Below are 16463 nucleotides of genomic sequence, written 5' to 3'. Positions count from 1 at the left end.
CATCTTTCAGGAAGCGATCAGCTCCAGGATGCCTTCATTGCGGATGATCATCATTCCCTGCCGGTCCTCGGTGATGCCCTGTTCCAGTTTGTAGGTATACTTCGGATGGTTTCCATCCATGATGGTAGGCATATACGTAAAATGAATATTACCGGTCCCCTTCAATGCCTCCCCTACTTCGATGATATGGGTGGATACAATAAACAGACAATCCCGGTACTCCGCGAAAGCCTCCGTAACGGCCAGTGTGCCATCATAGGCATCCTTCACATTGGTGCCCTTGAACAGTTCATCGAACATCAGCAGTAATCGCTTTCCACTGGCGGCCGCTTCTGCTGCCTGTTTTACCCGCACTACTTCTGCATAAAAATGGCTGTAGCCAAGACCAATATTATCCGCTACATTGATAGAGGAATACAAGCCCTCACGTACAGAGAATTCCATCGATGCAGCAGCCACAGGAAATCCCATATGCGCGAGATACAGACCGATGCCGATGGATTTCATGAGGGTTGATTTCCCGGCCATATTCGCACCGGTGAGGAACACCACATTACTATCTTCGTTCATGTTAATATCATTACCGATCGCCTTATCGATACAGGGATGTGCGAGGTTGGCAGCCCTCAGCAGATTTTTTCCCTGTGGTAATGCGTTGGCGTAGGAGAATCCTTTTGACCTGGCCAGGTCACTCACGGCGATGTTCACATCAAGTTCATAGATAAAGGTCAACACCTCATTCATCTCCTGCGGAAACCTGCTTTTCAGCAAGTGATCGTAATAAGCCAGCATTTTCACCGGTAAGGCGGTATAGATATCGGTATTCCGCAGCTTTTCGATGTGCTTATCGGAGAGTATTTTCCTTATTGCATCAACGCGTTCTGAAAACGGCCCTGGTATTGGTTGAAGGGCTTCCAAAAGAACATTACACCTTTTCAGCGTTACAATGGTGGCCTGCAATCCCTGTACATTTTTTTTGTATCGCTCATCGCGGGTGAGACTGCTCAGTGATTTTTTAACGATCATATTCACGAGAATGGCCAATGCACTTTTGCCGGAACCCGTATCGAGATACTCGCGCATTAGTCCAACCTGTTGTACATCGAAAGGAAATACCAGTTTCGCTTGCTGAAAGAACCGGAATACACTGCTTCTATGATTAATGTCCGTCTCGTTATCCAATGGGGTGCGGAACATTTCGTCCAGTAATTTTTCCCCGCCCCTTGTTTTCACCTGGCAGAAAAGATGATAGACTGATCCCTGCCTGAACCTGCCCAACAGGTTCAATTCGTCCAGCGTTTGTCTGTCTATGTTAAAACTCATGATAAAGTCTGTGTTTTTTATTTGCAAAATGCTAGATTATCCCGCTCGTTTGCGGCCATTCCTGAGCGTCTCCAGTATTCCTTCGTTGCGAATAATGATCATGCCGTGACGGTCGGCAGTGATGCCCTCCACCAGTGTGTAGGTATACTCAGGAGTATGCCCGTTCATATATGTAGGCAGGTATTGAAATCCAATGGTGGGTTGTTGTTGCAACCGCTCTCCTGCTTCCACTATATGGGAGGAAATAATGAACAGGCTGTTTTTCTTTTCAGCAAAAGCCCTGGTGATATCTACAGTTGCCTCATGCGCATCTTTTACATTCGTACCACGAAATAATTCATCAAAAATGATGAACAGGGATTTCTTTGCATGTAGTTCACTGGCAATTTTCTTTACCCGCAATACTTCCGCGTAGAAATGACTGGCTCCAATGCCGAGGTTATCAGGCAGGTTGATGGTAGTATAAATCCCATCCATAACCGAAAATTCCATTTTACGTGCCGCTACCGGAAATCCCATATGCGCCACATATACAGCTGTGCTCAATGCTCTTAAAAAAGTTGACTTTCCCGCCATGTTGGCGCCGGTCAGAAAGATCAGGTTCTGACCGGCATCCATGGTTATATCGTTACTCACAGGGTGTTTCAGTTCCGGGTGGTAAACCCCTTCCAGTTTCAGGTGGCTCTTACCTTTGTCCATTGCCTTCGGAAATACAAAATTCCTTTCCGTTGCCACCTGCGCTACAGAAATATATACATCCAGCTGATATATGTATGCGAGCAGCTTTTCCACTTTATTTCGTTCCCGCACCCTGAACAACAGATCATAGGCGGTAATGGCTGCATAGGATAATTTGCTTTTTGATTTTTCTCTATGTACGGGATCAAATACAGGATCGATCAGCAATGCCACAATACCTTCACGCTCCCGCTCATATCCTTTTATCCCTTTCACTTCAGTGCTTCCCACAAAATCCCGGATACGTTGTACAAGCTCAATCACAGCGGTCACCCCATTATTGATTTCTTTTTCACTGAGTACCGTTTGATGTGGTGCCTGGTTCTTTTGTTCATCTGCTGCCAGTAAATATTTCTCAGCCATATCAAACAAAGCTCCTTCAAAAGGGAAGCGTGTTTTCAATTTGGCGAATTGTTCAATGATGCCGCCGCGCTGGTTGATGGCTTCTTGATCAGACAATGGGTTACGGAACATGTCTGACAACAATTTTTCTCCTCCGCGTGTATGCGTGTGATTGTACAGATCATATATACCGCTGGCATCACGCTTACCAAAGATCCTTAGATCATCGATGGTTTGTTCATCGGTCAATAAATTCATGGCTATACTTTTATTGTCGTTTACGCCTGATCAGCAGAATGGTGGCAAGGAGGAGCAGCAGGCCAGGTAAAACCCATATGAATACTATTTTTTCTATTTTGGCCCTGGCTACACTAATGGTCATGAGCACATCTTTCGGCTCTCCAATAGGGGGGGTGTAGATAGGATATCTGTTATATATCAGCCAGCTATAGTAAGCCACCCCAAGATTGCCACCGCTTAGTCTAATCGCGCTCAAAAAGTCTGCATCACTACATACGATAATGCGTTGTTCTTTATTACCAACCTGTCTGCTTAACGAAACAGCAGTAGAGAAAGAGTCCAGTTTATAATCGCCTTCTTCTCTAACAAACACCGGGTCGGCAGAATCCGTTACCAGTTTGCCCACTTTCGCCCAGGCGTTCCTGTTTTTGGTGACCAGTAAATGCTTTACGGTAAAACCGCTGTCGCTGGTGGCAATTCCACTTACACCTTCATTCAGCACTCTCGGAATACCGAGACCCGCTTTCAACATACGGTTGTATTTTCTGAGCATTTGGTCTTCTATCGCAAGCTCAGTTCCAGCTATTGTTACACCTGGGTACACCATATGCGGCATTTCATTTTTTGTGATTTCAACCAGGGTACCATTCATGAGCTGAACACCGAATGGCTGAAGCACCGGATTAACTACCTCTTGCTTGCCAGGTTCGCCAATGATCAGCATATTGCCACCCTTATCGGCAAACTGCCTGATCTTTGCCCTCGCTACATCACTGAGCTTCACTTTAGGGTCTGCGAGTACCAACAGGTCAACATCAGGAGCGATATCATTTCTATCCAATGAAATTGTATCACAATCAACGGAGTGGTTGACCAGTGCAGCCCGCATCTCTTTTAAGGAAGTATGTAGCGCATATTCCCGCTCACCCAATTTATAAATGGAACGTTCCAGGTCACCAGTCACGAACAAAGCTTTGGGATTAGAACCTTCTGCCAGTCGCTTAAACACGGCTCCGACATTTGATTCGTCTGGCCAGAATTTTGTATCAGGGAAAGTCCGGAGAAAAGCTGACCGATCTTTGTACTTCACATGCATCACTACACCATAGCCTTCCGGTTTCAGGTCGATCATTTTACGGATCTCCCCGGGCGGTATGAACCTTGACGGATTTAAATCATTGATATCTGCTATCATTGTAGCCAATTGTTGTATGTTTTTTCCCGGATAGCGTTTATATAAAGTACTGTCTCCGTCTTCAATGTCGTAATAGTACACATACTTCAAATCTATATTTGGTTTGAAGCGTATATATTTTTCCCAGAGATCCCACACATATTCATTGCGGAATTTAGGAGCTGCTCTGTGTATTGCATCACCAAGGAGGTTGCTATAAAGTGTTACTTCAACCGGTTCGTCGCCCAGTTGTTCGATGATCTTTTGCGTTTTTTCATGGATCGTATTGGTCTGAAGCAAGGTTGTATCCCAGTACCCGATAAAACCGGGTCTGGAAGTAGCATATCCGATAATCAATACTGCTGCAAATACCGAGAGGTACCGGGTGGCTTTTACAAACCAGGGCTTCGATTCCCGCGCCCCTTTTATTCTCAACATCGTAAATGAAACGAACATAAAAATGATCAGCAAATAGTACATCACATCTCTGGTAGTGATCAGCCCTCTGATCATTTTTTCAGTTCTGCCTCTTATGGAGAAGAACCAGGTCAGGTCTCTGACCAGGTCGTACTGTTGCCATAATTTACCTATCTCAGACAGTACGTAAAAGGTGAGAAAGGTTGCCAGCGCAGACACGATCTGGTAGATAGTAAGACTAGACATAAACATGCCAATGGCTGTATAGGCACCAATCAACAGAAAAAAACCAATTGCAGGGCCAATTACCACTTCAACCTCAGGTGATTTGATACTCAATAACCCATCTATGACGAAAACACTCATAATCAGCATCAGGAAGATGTTATAGAGCAGTATTGAAAGGTATTTTCCCAAAACGATCTGACGTACTTTCACCGGAGAGGAATACAATAACTTTACTGTGCCACTATTCATCTCCTTACTGATCATACCCATTGTAAGCAGCGGGATGAACAAATAAAGATTCTTCATCAAAACCGTAAAAAAGCCTATAAAACTTCCTATAAATACCGTCTGGGTCAGTGACATGGGGTACTCTTTGAACGTGGGGTCATTTGTCAAATACCAATCCTGCCCTTTGGCCAGCGTGCCCACAATTCCGGTATAATAAATAGCACATTGCACTAAAAATGCGATGGCTAAAAACCAGGCAACCGGCGAATAAAACAGGTTGCGTAATTCTGTTTTTGCTATTTTATATATCAACTTCATGGCTCAGGGATTAATGGAGGGTTTGGGTAGATAACTTTTTGAAAATATCGTCGAGGAGACCTTTGTCGAAATTGATCTCCCTGATCCGCCACTCATGCTGTACACCAGCTGCGATGATCCTTTCTGTGATGTCTTCGCTGCCATCGTAATAGACGCGGGCCTGCCGGTCTGAGAGGAATTCCACTTTCGTAACGCCTTTTACTTGTTGAAGTGCTTCTGCTGATGGTGGATTTTCCATTTTTACCAGCACACTATTCGGTTGTACATAATTGTTAAAAGCATCCATCGAATCGGAAAAAATAATTCTGCCTGATTCGATCATGATCACTTCGCGGCAGAGCAAATGGATCTCGGATAAAATATGGGAGGATAAGAGCACTGTATGATCGGTGGCAATCTCTTTGATCAGCTTTCTCGCTTCAATCAGTTGGTTGGGGTCTAAACCATTGGTAGGTTCATCCATCACCACCAGTTTTGGTTTGTGGATGATCGCCTGAGCGATGCCTACCCGCTGGCGGTAGCCACCGGAGAGGTTCCTGATCAGCCTGGTTTTGAAATGCGCTATACCGCAACGATCCATAGCTTCAGCAACAGCCGCTTTTACTTTCCCATCTTCTATCAGCCGCAATTCTGCACAATAAGTGAGGTATTCATTCACGGTGAGGTCTACGTATACTGGTGGGTTCTGTGGCAAAAAACCAATATTCTTTTTGGCTTCTTCGGGTGCCAATCTTGTATCCAGCCCATTGATGTACACGGTTCCTTCCGTTTGGTTCAATACTCCGCAGAGGATATTCATAGTGGTGGATTTCCCGGCTCCATTGGAGCCCAGCAATCCGATTACACCTGTTTGATTGATCTCTAGATTGATATCGCGGATAGCCCAGGAACTGCTATACTTATGCGAAAGCTGCTCTATCTTTAGAATGCTATTCATTGTAAGTTGGTGATAATGAAAAAATCAGGTACGGATTATCTTATTTAGTGACTCACTAAAAAACCAGCCCTTGCGCGATCTCCCACGCCGCCTGCCTCGCCCGTCAACGCAAGAGTGAAACTGCGATATCTTCTTATGTTAGGGCTTTCGGTTCCCGGCACATTGATATCTGGAATAGTGTAGCTGGTAATCGAATCACCGCTGATTGCATCCCGGAATTCAAATACATACTCACTGATATTTTGGGTGGCTGCATAATTTTTAAAATCAGTAATGTTCTTATACCTGATAGAGCTGACTTCCGAACCATTGGCCAGTCCTTTTACATTGATGCTGATGGGATCATTTCCGGGAGAGAGATTAACGAACCGGATAGCCAATGAGCTGTCGGTTTCAGGAAAGTAGGGAATAATATTTCTGGTAAAAAATGTATCCGGTGCATCCACTGTTCCTGTCAGGAACAAGGTATTCATAGAACCAACAGGCAGGTTGAGCTGCAGATCAAATAGCGGCAGATCTTTGTCTGTAGTATCGGGATATTGGAACAGTCGCAGTCTTTGCTCACCAGAATAGGCTTTGAATTGATTAACTCTTTCGAAGAACCGGTAATTCAACTGTCTTCCCGTTTTGTAGGGAACTGGTCCTTCGCTATTAAAATTAACAGCCAGTGGTTTACTGCCCGCTACCAGATGAACAATCGCCAGGGAAGCGCTGCCAGGCGCTACACTTTCTTTTCTGCAGGAGATGAAAAGCAAGGCCGGAATAATTATCGATAGTATGCTTACTGCGGGATTGTTTTTTGGAAGCAAACCCTGGTTGCAGGTGGAGCTTTTTTGTATCATGGTCATAAGAATTATTTGGGGTTAGAAGTAGCCTGGATTTTGTGTGAGGAAATAATCGTCCCGGATCTCTTCAACAGGAATTGGATAGAGCAATTGATAATCTCCTTCCCAGGGTAGTTTCACCGGTATTGTTTTCAGTACCACCGATGCCCGGTTGGTTCGCTTGAGATCTAACCAGCGGTGGCCCCATTCGGCAAAGAGTTCTACTTGTCTTTCCTGCTCCACTGCTGCAATCACCTGTTCTTTATTCAAGGTATTGGGCAGATGTTCCAATCCAGCCCTGTGGCGGATGGCATTCAGGTCATCGATAGCCGTTGATAAATTTCCCTGGTTGCCTCTGGCTATTGCTTCTGCGCGGATCAGGAATATTTCAGCGAGACGAAGCATCATGTAATATTCTCCGGGCTGGCCGAAAGCACTGTTCGATTGTCCGATCTGGTATTTCGTTGGATAAAAATTGGCGCTGCCCGATCCACCGGTATAAATTGTACTATCCACCCAATCTACTCTGCGTTTATCTCCGGGCTCAAAAGCACCCATCAGATGACCCGACAAATAAAAATCGGCATAACCCGTATAACGAGGGGATGGAAGGGAGATCTGTCCTTCCGGGGTTGCATTTTTTAAGATACTGCTTGTACCCCCTGGTTTCAATTGCCAGATCGCTTCCAGGCTATTGCTCTTGAAGGTGGTATTCAAATCTGTTTCCAGTTGGTATAAGCCCTGCTCGTTGATAAGCGCTGTTGCATTGATGACCGCATTGTCATAATCTTCTGTAAAGAGATAAGCTCTTGCCAGCAGCGCCGTGGCAGCCCATTTATTAGGGCGGATCCTTTCGCCCAGGCTTGTAGTATATTCCGGGCTCATGCTGGTCTGCGCTTCTTTCAGATCATCGATGATCAGTTTATACACTTCTGCCTGCGGAGCTCTCGGCAGATTAACCGTTTTATGAAAATCTACCGTCAGGGCCAGTGGTACATCACCAAATAAATTAGTGAGATAGAAGTAAGCGAATGCACGGAGAAATTTTGCTTCCCCCGTTAATCTTTTGCGGTCATCCTCTCTCAGCGAAGTAGAAGCTGCTACACCTTCAATAATTGAATTGGCGCCATAGATAGTTATGTAAGCACCTTTCCATATGATCAAGGCAGTTGAACTATTATTGATTGCGGTAAGCTTGTTGGAACTAAAAGCGTAGTAATTTGCCTGGAGAGGCCCTCCGGAATTATAGAGTTCTCCGGAAGACAATCCTGCCAGCAGTCTTAATGCGCCTGCACTCCATACATTGGTTCCGGCCAGCGGAGGCGCACTATTGTTTTCACCATTGATCATCCGCGTGTAAATGCCAGCCATAGCACTTTCTGCCTGGGACAGGGAGCTGAATACCTGTACGGTTGTAAGCGTATTTTTAGGAGGAGGGATGCTGACCAGTTTTTTGCAGGACAATTGCAGCACCACTCCCAAAAAGCAACCAATATAAATTATAATCAATTTTGATTGAGTAAGCATGAGACTGGTTTTAGAAGGTTACATTTAAAGATGCATTGATGATCCTGGGAGGAGGCGGACCAGATAAACTCAACACCTGCGGATCTATCCCTTTATACCTGGTAATGGTAAAAACATTATTCAGGCCCACTGAAAAACTACAGTTCGTCAGCGCTGCTTTCTGAATCAATTTTTCAGGTAATTGATAAGAGAAGAAAAGATTTTGGAGGCGAAGGAAAGAACCATCTGAATAATATCCATCCGAGGCACGGATATCTGAAAGGGATCCATTGGTGAAACGAGGATACTGCGCCTGATCGCCGGGTTTTTGCCAATAATTGCTGAGTTCGCTGGCCGGCATGTAAAAATTTTTCATTCCCCCGATCGCATTAACAAGAAACGGGTTAGGAAGCTTTTTGGCACTATAGGTCAAAATAAATGACAGGGAAGCATTTTTGTATCTGATATTAGAAGATACACTCCCGTCAAATTCAAGGTCCGGGTTATAGGCGATATAAGAATCATCCTTTACATACCCGGGCATGAAACCACCAATCGGGATGATCTCCCCGTCCTTATTATGATCCTCAAAACTATAATCTCCCGTGAGCGGATCGATGCCAAGATAATGAAGGAGGTAAATGGTGCTCAGTGATTGGCCAATTCTGTATGCAGTAGCGTGCGGAGAATAATCAAGGCCCGGATAAGACAGTAGTTTGTTTACATTATAGGCAAAACCGTAACCGATAGACCATGTGAAATTTTTGCTGGCGATAAGTGTTGCATTCAAGGAAGCTTCCAGCCCTTTATTTTCCACCCTTCCCGGGCGATTGGCAGTAACTGTAGTAAACCCTGAGAAGCTGGGGGTTGACTGGGTGATCAGCTGATCATCGGAGATTTCCCTGTAAACACTAACACCCAGTCCAATTCTTTCTTTCAGAAAACTCAGCGTTACTCCCGCATCCCATTTCTTATTTGCCTCCCAATGGTACTGCTGGTTCACTGCCTGCCTGGGAACATAAGGCCGAACACCATCATAGCCCGGCAAGGCTGCTGTGCCAGTCACCGCCACACCCCATTGCGACAGGTATTGGTAATCACCTACAGCATTGCTTCCTGTTATACCATAGCTGGTCCTGAATTTTATGAAATTGAACCAGGAAGGCAGGATCTGCTTCATCCATTTTTCTTCTGAAAGAATCCAGGATACGCCAGCAGATCCGAAATTTCCGTACAGTCTGTCTGGCGCAAACTTGGAAGATCCATCACGGCTCCCATTCAGTGTAATAGCATATTTGCGTGCCCAGTTGTAGGACACACGCGCTTTTAAGGATGCGAATTTATACTGCGCAAAATTATCAGAGCTTCTTTGAGTGACAGCATTGGAAATACTACCAAGTAGCTCATCGTTGGTATAACCCGAACCCATCATCGTAACAGCGCTCGTAGTTGTGTTCTCGAGATTGCCAGCCACCATAATTTCCAGTGAGCCTTTACCAATGAACCGGCTAAAACTCAATTGCGGGCCAATTAACCAGGTATTGTTTTTTGTGGTTCCAAAATTGGCTTCACCCGTAGGGTTCTCCAATGGATTTCTTGATGCTATTGGCCTGTAAGTCTCACTCGTACCCATGCCGCTGGAATAAGCTGCCCTAACCATTAGTCTGAGTCCCTTCAATATTTCATAATTGATCTCCATATTACTCGCCAGGTTATTGAACCTGGTGATATTGGGCTCTCGAAGTGCAGAAAAAGGATACATGTTACCCATTACCCCTCCCCATTCCGCATAGTTCAGCGCTCCTTTACTATCGAGTATGGAGGGTGCATTGGGTGGCAGGCTGATCATATCCTCAGAAAGAGCAATAGCATCAACGTAGGTATAAGTATACCCTGCAGACATATTGAAGGAGAGTTTCTGATTCCGGCTACGTAGTCCCAGGTTGAACCTCACACTCAAAGCCTCATCTTTGCCGCTTCTGTTCAACCTCCCTTTATTGGTAGTATAACCTGTACTCAAACCATAAGTAACGCGATTATCCCCGCCTGAAAATCCTGCATTGATACCGGTATTCACGCCAGTATTAAACAGCTCTTTTTGCCAGTCGGTATAACGCGTAGTATCCCACAACACCAGGTCAGGTGCGTTTAGTTCAGTTGGAGCAACCCCATCATTTTTCAGGGCCAGGCGTCTGATGGCCAGATACTCCTTTGTGTTAAGCATTTTTACATGCCGTGGTACATCTGAGATGCCCTGCGTTAAACCTATATTAAAGGAAGGCTTACCTGGTTTAGGCTTTTTAGTGGTGATCAGGATCACGCCATTAGCCGCTCTCGATCCGTAGATGGCGGTAGCATCACCATCTTTCAATACTTCGATACTTTCAATATCATTGGGGTTCATGCCAAACAAAACACTCTGTCCTCCCGTAGTTGAAAATCCGCCCTGTGCATACCCTTTCGATAAACCAAATTCATTGGCAGCAGATCCCTTCAGATCCAAAACAGAAAGTGGAATACCATCCACCACATACAATGGTTCTCCCGAGAAATTCTTATTCAATGAATTCCTTCCTCTTATCTCTACTTTTACCGGAGAACTTGCATAGCCTGTTGTAGGAGTTACTACCATACCAGGCACTCTTCCCTGCAATGCCAGTAAAGGGTTCATCACTGGTTGCTGCCTGATCTCCTCTCCGCTTATTTTGGTAATATTCCCGGTAGCCATCCGTTTACTGGTAACACCATAGGCCTGCACTACCATTTCATCGAGTTCATTCACGGCAATATTCATCACTATCGCCATCGGCACCTCGCTTTTTACCGCCCGGATTGAAGTGGTTTGATAACCGATCATAGAACAGATGATCGTATCTTTCACCCCTACTCCTTTCAGGGTAAATCTTCCGGTTACATCTGTTTGGGTTCCCCGGCCTGTACGCTTCAATACCACGCTTACACCTGACAGCGGCCGGTTGCCTTTTTCAAATACTACGCCATGCAGCTCACCGGGTATTACCAGGGCAGGATCACTTTCAACTTCTTCCGGCCCGGAAAGATTATTTTCTTTTTTCGACACAATGATATTAGTGCCCATAATCCGGTACCGTAACGATTGGCTGGCCAGAATGTCTTTCAAAAATTCTTCCAGTGGCCGGTCCTTTACATTGATGGAAATAGTGGCAGCCGTGTCCAGTATTTTTGGATTGAATAATACGGCATAATTTGTTTGCTTTTTTATCTCGGCAAATGCAGCGGGCAGCGTAACCTTTTTTCCGCTCAAGGAGATTTTTTGGGCCATCGTAAGGGCAGGAAAATGCAGTACGACAGCAATAAGCAGCATCAGTTTTACCATAGCGGTAGTTTGGTTGAATGTATAGAAGGAGTTGTTGCACACAGGGCAGTATATCCTGTGTTCAGGTTCAATGAATCCTGACTATCTTTTTCAGTAAATGTATAGGAAGGTTATTGCGTTATGTTCAGTGTTCTGTTTTCCATCCTGAAATGGACGCCCATCTCACTTAACATGTCGAGCGACTGGGATAAGGTAAGGTCTCTTTTTAATTCTCCCGAGAACAGGATATCGGGTACCCCTCGTTCATATTGTATTTCTATATTGTACCAACGGCTCAGCTGCCGCAATACAAGATCGAGTGGATCATTGTGGAAACGGAATAGTCCGTTTCGCCAGGCCATCACCGTTTCAATATCTGCCTGATCAGTCAGTTTCATGCCTGCACTGCTGATCTGCAATTGCTGTCCTGGCTTCAGAATAGCAGCTTTTCCGCCTTGCAACATCCTGATGCTTCCCTGAAGCAAGGTTGTATTCAGCACGGGCTCATTCGTGTATGCATTGATGTTGAACTTCGTTCCCAAAACTTCTACATTGGCCCTTCCATCTATATCCACTATAAATGGTTTCTTTTTGTCTTCTGCTACCTCAAAATATGCTTCACCGGTAATGACAACTTTTCGTTCACTGTTAGTGAAGATGGTTGGATAGGTGATGCTGGAAGCCGCATTCAGCCATACATTTGTACCATCCGGCAATTTCAATTTAAACTGCCTTCCCTTGGGAGTAGACATTGTATTGAAGGCGCGGGCGCTGGTATCTTTGCCAACCAAAGGAACTTCATAGGTCAATTCGCCATTGGAAAGAGTTACAGTAGCTCCATGTTCAGTGGCCACTACGCCATTGTTCAGACTATCGAGCACTACCTGTCTGCCATCGGCCAATGTTAGCACAGCACCCTCACGGCCCGGTGCAATATCCTTTGTGAGTTTAGCCTGATCTGTTGATATTGGTTGGTTCAATAAACCTGTTGACCACCAGTAAGCTCCTGCTACCACCAGTAACAACACGGAAGCTGCTACCCACCAACGTTTAAAAGAACTGATCCGGCCAACCGGCGCTTCAATTGAAGAGATATCCTTCAGGTTGTTCCGGTGGAACTGCTGTAAAGCATCCCTTGCAGCATCATTGACTGCTTCATAGGAAGAGAGCATTGCGGATAGCTTTCCCGGTTCAGTCAGTTGCTGCAACCATTGCTGGTGTGCAGGATCCTGCAACAGCCAGGCCTGCAATTCTGCCTCTTCTGCTGACAACAACTGCCCTGCCTTTTGAAGGGCTGCCAGTCTTGCCATTCTCATCACCATCGGGATATCATCAGGAATATTTTCTTCACGCTCTGCCATGGATCAACCGGTTGTATTTAAATAGACACTCAGATTAAGGATGATTTGATCTCACCTGGAAATTTTTTTCAGATTTTTTTCAAATTGTGGATCAATTGGATAAATAAAACAGGACCAGTAAAAGGTCTGCAGGTATTTTTTCGCGCAGTAACCGCAAGGCTCGTTTTTTCTGGTGGCTCACTGCGGAAGCGGAAATACTTAATAGTGCAGCAATTTCATTGGTAGTTTGCCCATCTATGGTCAACTCCATCACTTTTTTGCATTCAGCAGGTAATTCTCTGATGGCTGAATGCAGTACCCTGATCATTTCAGTGCTGAAAAGCGCTGGTAAAAAATCATCTGATGCAGGCTCACCTTCTGTTTCAAGGGAGACATGCTGTTCATGTTTTTCAGTCTGCCTTATTTTCCGGAGGTGATTGAGCGCCCGGTTCCGGGCAGCAACATACAGATAAGCTTTTACATCCTTTACATGTGTTAAGGATTTCCGTTTTTCCCAGAGTTGCAGAAAAACATCGGAAACAATATCGCGGGCGCTTTCATCATCCCCCGTAAGGCGGGAGGTCAGAAGAAACACAGGAGCATACATTTCCATGAAAAGCTGATCAAATGAGCGGGTATCATCTTCAATGATGCGAAGAAGCAATGCAGGGCCGGTATGAGGGGGATATTCTCCAATATAAGTTGCTGCTTTTATCCCTGTAAACATACTTAAATTAGAATAATAGGCTAAAAGAAATGGGGATGTCCTTTTGAGACATCCCCATTTCAGGTGAATTTACCCTGCACTTTGTGTAGTTTCAGGCATCCATCATTTCCAGTATACCTTCATTCCTGATGATCAGCATGCCCTGCCGGTCTTCGGTGATGCCTTCCCTGAGTTGATACGTATATCTGGGCACCGATCCCTCCATGATAGTAGGCATGAATACAAAACGGATATTGTCTTTTCTTCTCAACGCCTCTCCCACTTCAATGATATGGGTACTCACAACAAACAAGCAATCAGTATAATCTGCAAATGATTCCGTAATGGCCAGTGTGCCATCATAGGCATCTTTCACATTGGTGCCCTTGAACAGTTCGTCGAACATCAACAGCAGGCGCTTCCCACTGGCAGCCGCTTCTGCGGCTTGTTTCACACGCACCACTTCGGCGTAGAAATGGCTGTAGCCAAGCCCGATATTATCGGCCACATTGATGCTGGAATACAATCCTTCCCGCACGGAGAACCGGTACTCCTTTGCAGCCACCGGGAATCCCATATGTGCCAGGTAACAAGCGATGCCGATGCTTTTCATCAGGGTGGATTTGCCGGCCATATTGGCGCCGGTCAGGAAAAGTACATTGCTGGATCCATCCATGCGTAAATCATTTCCGATGGCATTATCGATGGCAGGATGACGAAGGTCGATGGCAGACATCAGATTCTTTGCAGGCGGCAGCGCCTCGGCATAGTTGAATTTCCGGTCCTTTGCCACTTTACTAACGGCAATGAACAGGTCAACTTCATAGATAAAGTTCAGGACATCTTCCATCTGGCCATGCAGTTCCCCTTTCAGGAGATGTTCGTAAGAGGACAGGGTTTGAATGGAAAGGGATTTGTAGATATCCACCTGCCTTAGTTTTTCTATTCTCTTATCTGATAATATTTCCCGGATGGTATCCACCCTGGCAGTAAACGGGCTATCAGAACGCATAGCCTGAATAAACTGGTGGCATTTATGCAAAACCAGGATAGTGGCCTGCAATCCCTGCACCAGTTTCCGGTAGCGTTCATCCCTGGTGAGGCCTGCCAGTATCTTGTGAATGCAGGTACGGGCGAATACCAGCATCTGATTTTTAGACGACATGCTGTCGATATGCTCCCGCATCTGGTTCAACTGCTGCACATCGAAAGGAAAAGAGAATGCGGCTTCGCCAAAATACCGGAAAATACTGCTGCGTTGATTGATAGCATCTACTTCTTCCAGCGGATGACTGAACATATGGTCCAGCAACCTTTCCCCTCCATTGGTCTTCACTTTATTGAAGATCGCATATACAGAACCGCTTCGGAATTTTCCGGTGAGGTTAAGTTCTTCGATCGTTTGCTTGTCTATTTTGAAATTCATATTCAAAGTTTGTAATAATTGGCAGGCAACAAATCAGCGGCGGGCGGCCAGTCACTCGCCAGAGGCGAGCGAGTGCTCCCCGGGTAAATGTTTCTTCCCCTTTTCCAGGATCTCCAATATACCTTCGTTGCGGATGATGATCATACCATGACGGTCATCTGTAATGCCATGCTCCAGCCGGTAGGTATACTCGGGCATAGGTCCTTTCATCCTCGTGGGCAGGAAGAGGAAGCCTATATTGTTCAACCGTTTCAGTTCTTCACCGGCCTCGATGATATGGGAAGAAATAATGAACATACTATTCTTTTTCTTCGCAAAAGAAAGCGATACCGCCACGGATGCTTCATGGGCATCTTTCACATTGGTGCCCCGGAACAATTCGTCGAAGATCACGAACAGCGATCTGTTCTTGCTGAGCTCGGCAGCCACCTGCTTCACCCGCAGCACTTCCGCATAGAAGTGGCTGGCCCCGATGCCCAGGTTGTCAGGCAGGTTGATGGTAGTGAAGATGCCATCCATTACAGAAAATTCCATTTTTCTCGCAGCCACAGGGAATCCGATATGGGCCAGGAACATCGCCACACTCACAGAACGCAGGAAAGTGGATTTACCGGCCATATTGGCTCCGGTGAGAAAAATGAAATTACGGTTATTGTTCAGCATAAGATCATTTGCTACCGGTGATTTGAGCTCGGGATGGTATACGCCTTCCAGCAACAAAGTGGCCGAACCTTTTTCCAGCGCTTTGGGAAAAATGAAATTCCTTTCGTTGGCAATAGCCGCAATGGACAATAATACATCCAGATAATAAATATGTGCCATCAACCTGTTCACTTTTTGTTGTTCACGTACGCGGAACAATACATCATAAGCGGCCACTGCCGAATAAGAGATCTTTGTCCGAAGGTTCTCTTTGCGTACAGGTTCAAATACAGCATCGGAAAGGATCATGGCTATACTTTCCCTTTCCGGTCTGTAGGCAGGAACATTTTTTACGTTTTCGGTTTCAATGAAATCGCGGCACAATTGTATCATTTCGATTACGGCAGTAACGCCATTGGCAATCTCTTTTTCACTGAGCACCGCTTTATCACTTCCCTGCTTTTGGGTTTCGGTTGCACTGATCATGTATTTCTCCGCCATATCGAACAGGGAAGCGCTGAAAGGGAAAGCCGTTTTGTGAGCCGCAAAATGTTGGATGATGCTGCTACGGGCATTGATCAGCTCCTGGTCAGACAATGGCGCCCTGAACATCTTTTTCAGCAAGGATTCCCCTCCACGCGTGTGTACCCGGTTGTAGAGATCGAATACACCTGCACTATCGCGTTTTCCAAAAATGCGCAGGTCCTCTATCGTTTGGTCGTCGGTTTGTAAGTACATCG

11 protein-coding genes are annotated in these 16463 nt (G+C 45.5%); all 11 read right to left on the bottom strand.

Annotated elements, in window-relative coordinates; all coding sequences use genetic code 11:
- Positions 1 to 6: 6 nt before the first annotated feature.
- The 11 genes from FSB84_RS15065 to FSB84_RS15015 all read right to left on the bottom strand — a co-directional run bounded on the left by FSB84_RS15065 (position 7) and on the right by FSB84_RS15015 (position 16461).
- Positions 7 to 1323, bottom strand: coding sequence for a MutS-related protein (locus tag FSB84_RS15065; RefSeq protein WP_130538769.1), 1317 nt, complete (start codon positions 1321 to 1323; stop codon positions 7 to 9).
- A gap of 36 nt (positions 1324 to 1359) precedes the next feature.
- A complete protein-coding gene (locus tag FSB84_RS15060; RefSeq protein WP_130538768.1) occupies positions 1360 to 2661 on the bottom strand; it encodes a MutS-related protein in 1302 nt (433 codons plus the stop codon).
- Positions 2662 to 2671: 10 nt separating this feature from the next.
- Entirely contained in the window at positions 2672 to 5008 is a 2337-nt protein-coding gene (locus FSB84_RS15055) for a Gldg family protein (RefSeq protein WP_130538767.1), read from the bottom strand.
- 10 nt (positions 5009 to 5018) lie between these two features.
- Positions 5019 to 5945 (bottom strand): ABC transporter ATP-binding protein, encoded by a 927-nt coding sequence (locus FSB84_RS15050; protein WP_130538766.1) that lies wholly within the window; start codon positions 5943 to 5945, stop codon positions 5019 to 5021.
- Between the two features lie 44 nt (positions 5946 to 5989).
- On the bottom strand, positions 5990 to 6793 hold the full coding sequence (locus FSB84_RS15045) for a DUF4397 domain-containing protein (RefSeq protein ID WP_130538765.1): 804 nt from the start codon (positions 6791 to 6793) through the stop codon (positions 5990 to 5992).
- Positions 6794 to 6808: 15 nt separating this feature from the next.
- The gene (locus tag FSB84_RS15040; protein WP_130538764.1) at positions 6809 to 8296 is read right to left on the bottom strand and encodes a RagB/SusD family nutrient uptake outer membrane protein; all 1488 of its coding nucleotides are present in this window, start codon (positions 8294 to 8296) and stop codon (positions 6809 to 6811) included.
- A gap of 10 nt (positions 8297 to 8306) precedes the next feature.
- Positions 8307 to 11558, bottom strand: coding sequence for a SusC/RagA family TonB-linked outer membrane protein (locus FSB84_RS15035; protein WP_158643915.1), 3252 nt, complete (start codon positions 11556 to 11558; stop codon positions 8307 to 8309).
- Positions 11559 to 11740: 182 nt separating this feature from the next.
- Entirely contained in the window at positions 11741 to 12970 is a 1230-nt protein-coding gene (locus FSB84_RS15030) for a FecR family protein (protein ID WP_130538762.1), read from the bottom strand.
- 91 nt (positions 12971 to 13061) lie between these two features.
- Positions 13062 to 13676, bottom strand: coding sequence for an RNA polymerase sigma-70 factor (locus FSB84_RS15025; RefSeq protein WP_147122189.1), 615 nt, complete (start codon positions 13674 to 13676; stop codon positions 13062 to 13064).
- A 91-nt stretch (positions 13677 to 13767) separates the two neighbouring features.
- The gene (locus tag FSB84_RS15020; RefSeq protein WP_130538760.1) at positions 13768 to 15081 is read right to left on the bottom strand and encodes a MutS-related protein; all 1314 of its coding nucleotides are present in this window, start codon (positions 15079 to 15081) and stop codon (positions 13768 to 13770) included.
- A gap of 51 nt (positions 15082 to 15132) precedes the next feature.
- On the bottom strand, positions 15133 to 16461 hold the full coding sequence (locus FSB84_RS15015) for a MutS-related protein (protein WP_130538759.1): 1329 nt from the start codon (positions 16459 to 16461) through the stop codon (positions 15133 to 15135).
- Positions 16462 to 16463 lie beyond the last annotated feature (2 nt).

The sequence above is a fragment of the Pseudobacter ginsenosidimutans genome (genome assembly GCF_007970185.1).
Classification (GTDB): domain Bacteria; phylum Bacteroidota; class Bacteroidia; order Chitinophagales; family Chitinophagaceae; genus Pseudobacter; species Pseudobacter ginsenosidimutans.
The sequence above is the reverse complement of the archived record's forward strand: the minus strand, read 5'-3'. Positions and strand labels throughout refer to the sequence as shown.

Bases quoted from the DNA above. Each gene is read 5' to 3' on its own strand.
- FSB84_RS15020 (WP_130538760.1), bottom strand. From the start codon at position 15,081: ATGAATTTCAAAATAGACAAGCAAACGATCGAAGAACTTAACCTCACC.
- FSB84_RS15030 (WP_130538762.1), bottom strand. From the start codon at position 12,970: ATGGCAGAGCGTGAAGAAAATATTCCTGATGATATCCCGATGGTGATG.
- FSB84_RS15045 (WP_130538765.1), bottom strand. From the start codon at position 6,793: ATGACCATGATACAAAAAAGCTCCACCTGCAACCAGGGTTTGCTTCCA.
- FSB84_RS15065 (WP_130538769.1), bottom strand. From the start codon at position 1,323: ATGAGTTTTAACATAGACAGACAAACGCTGGACGAATTGAACCTGTTG.
- FSB84_RS15060 (WP_130538768.1), bottom strand. From the start codon at position 2,661: ATGAATTTATTGACCGATGAACAAACCATCGATGATCTAAGGATCTTT.
- FSB84_RS15040 (WP_130538764.1), bottom strand. From the start codon at position 8,296: ATGCTTACTCAATCAAAATTGATTATAATTTATATTGGTTGCTTTTTG.
- FSB84_RS15015 (WP_130538759.1), bottom strand. From the start codon at position 16,461: ATGTACTTACAAACCGACGACCAAACGATAGAGGACCTGCGCATTTTT.
- FSB84_RS15055 (WP_130538767.1), bottom strand. From the start codon at position 5,008: ATGAAGTTGATATATAAAATAGCAAAAACAGAATTACGCAACCTGTTT.
- FSB84_RS15025 (WP_147122189.1), bottom strand. From the start codon at position 13,676: ATGTTTACAGGGATAAAAGCAGCAACTTATATTGGAGAATATCCCCCT.
- FSB84_RS15050 (WP_130538766.1), bottom strand. From the start codon at position 5,945: ATGAATAGCATTCTAAAGATAGAGCAGCTTTCGCATAAGTATAGCAGT.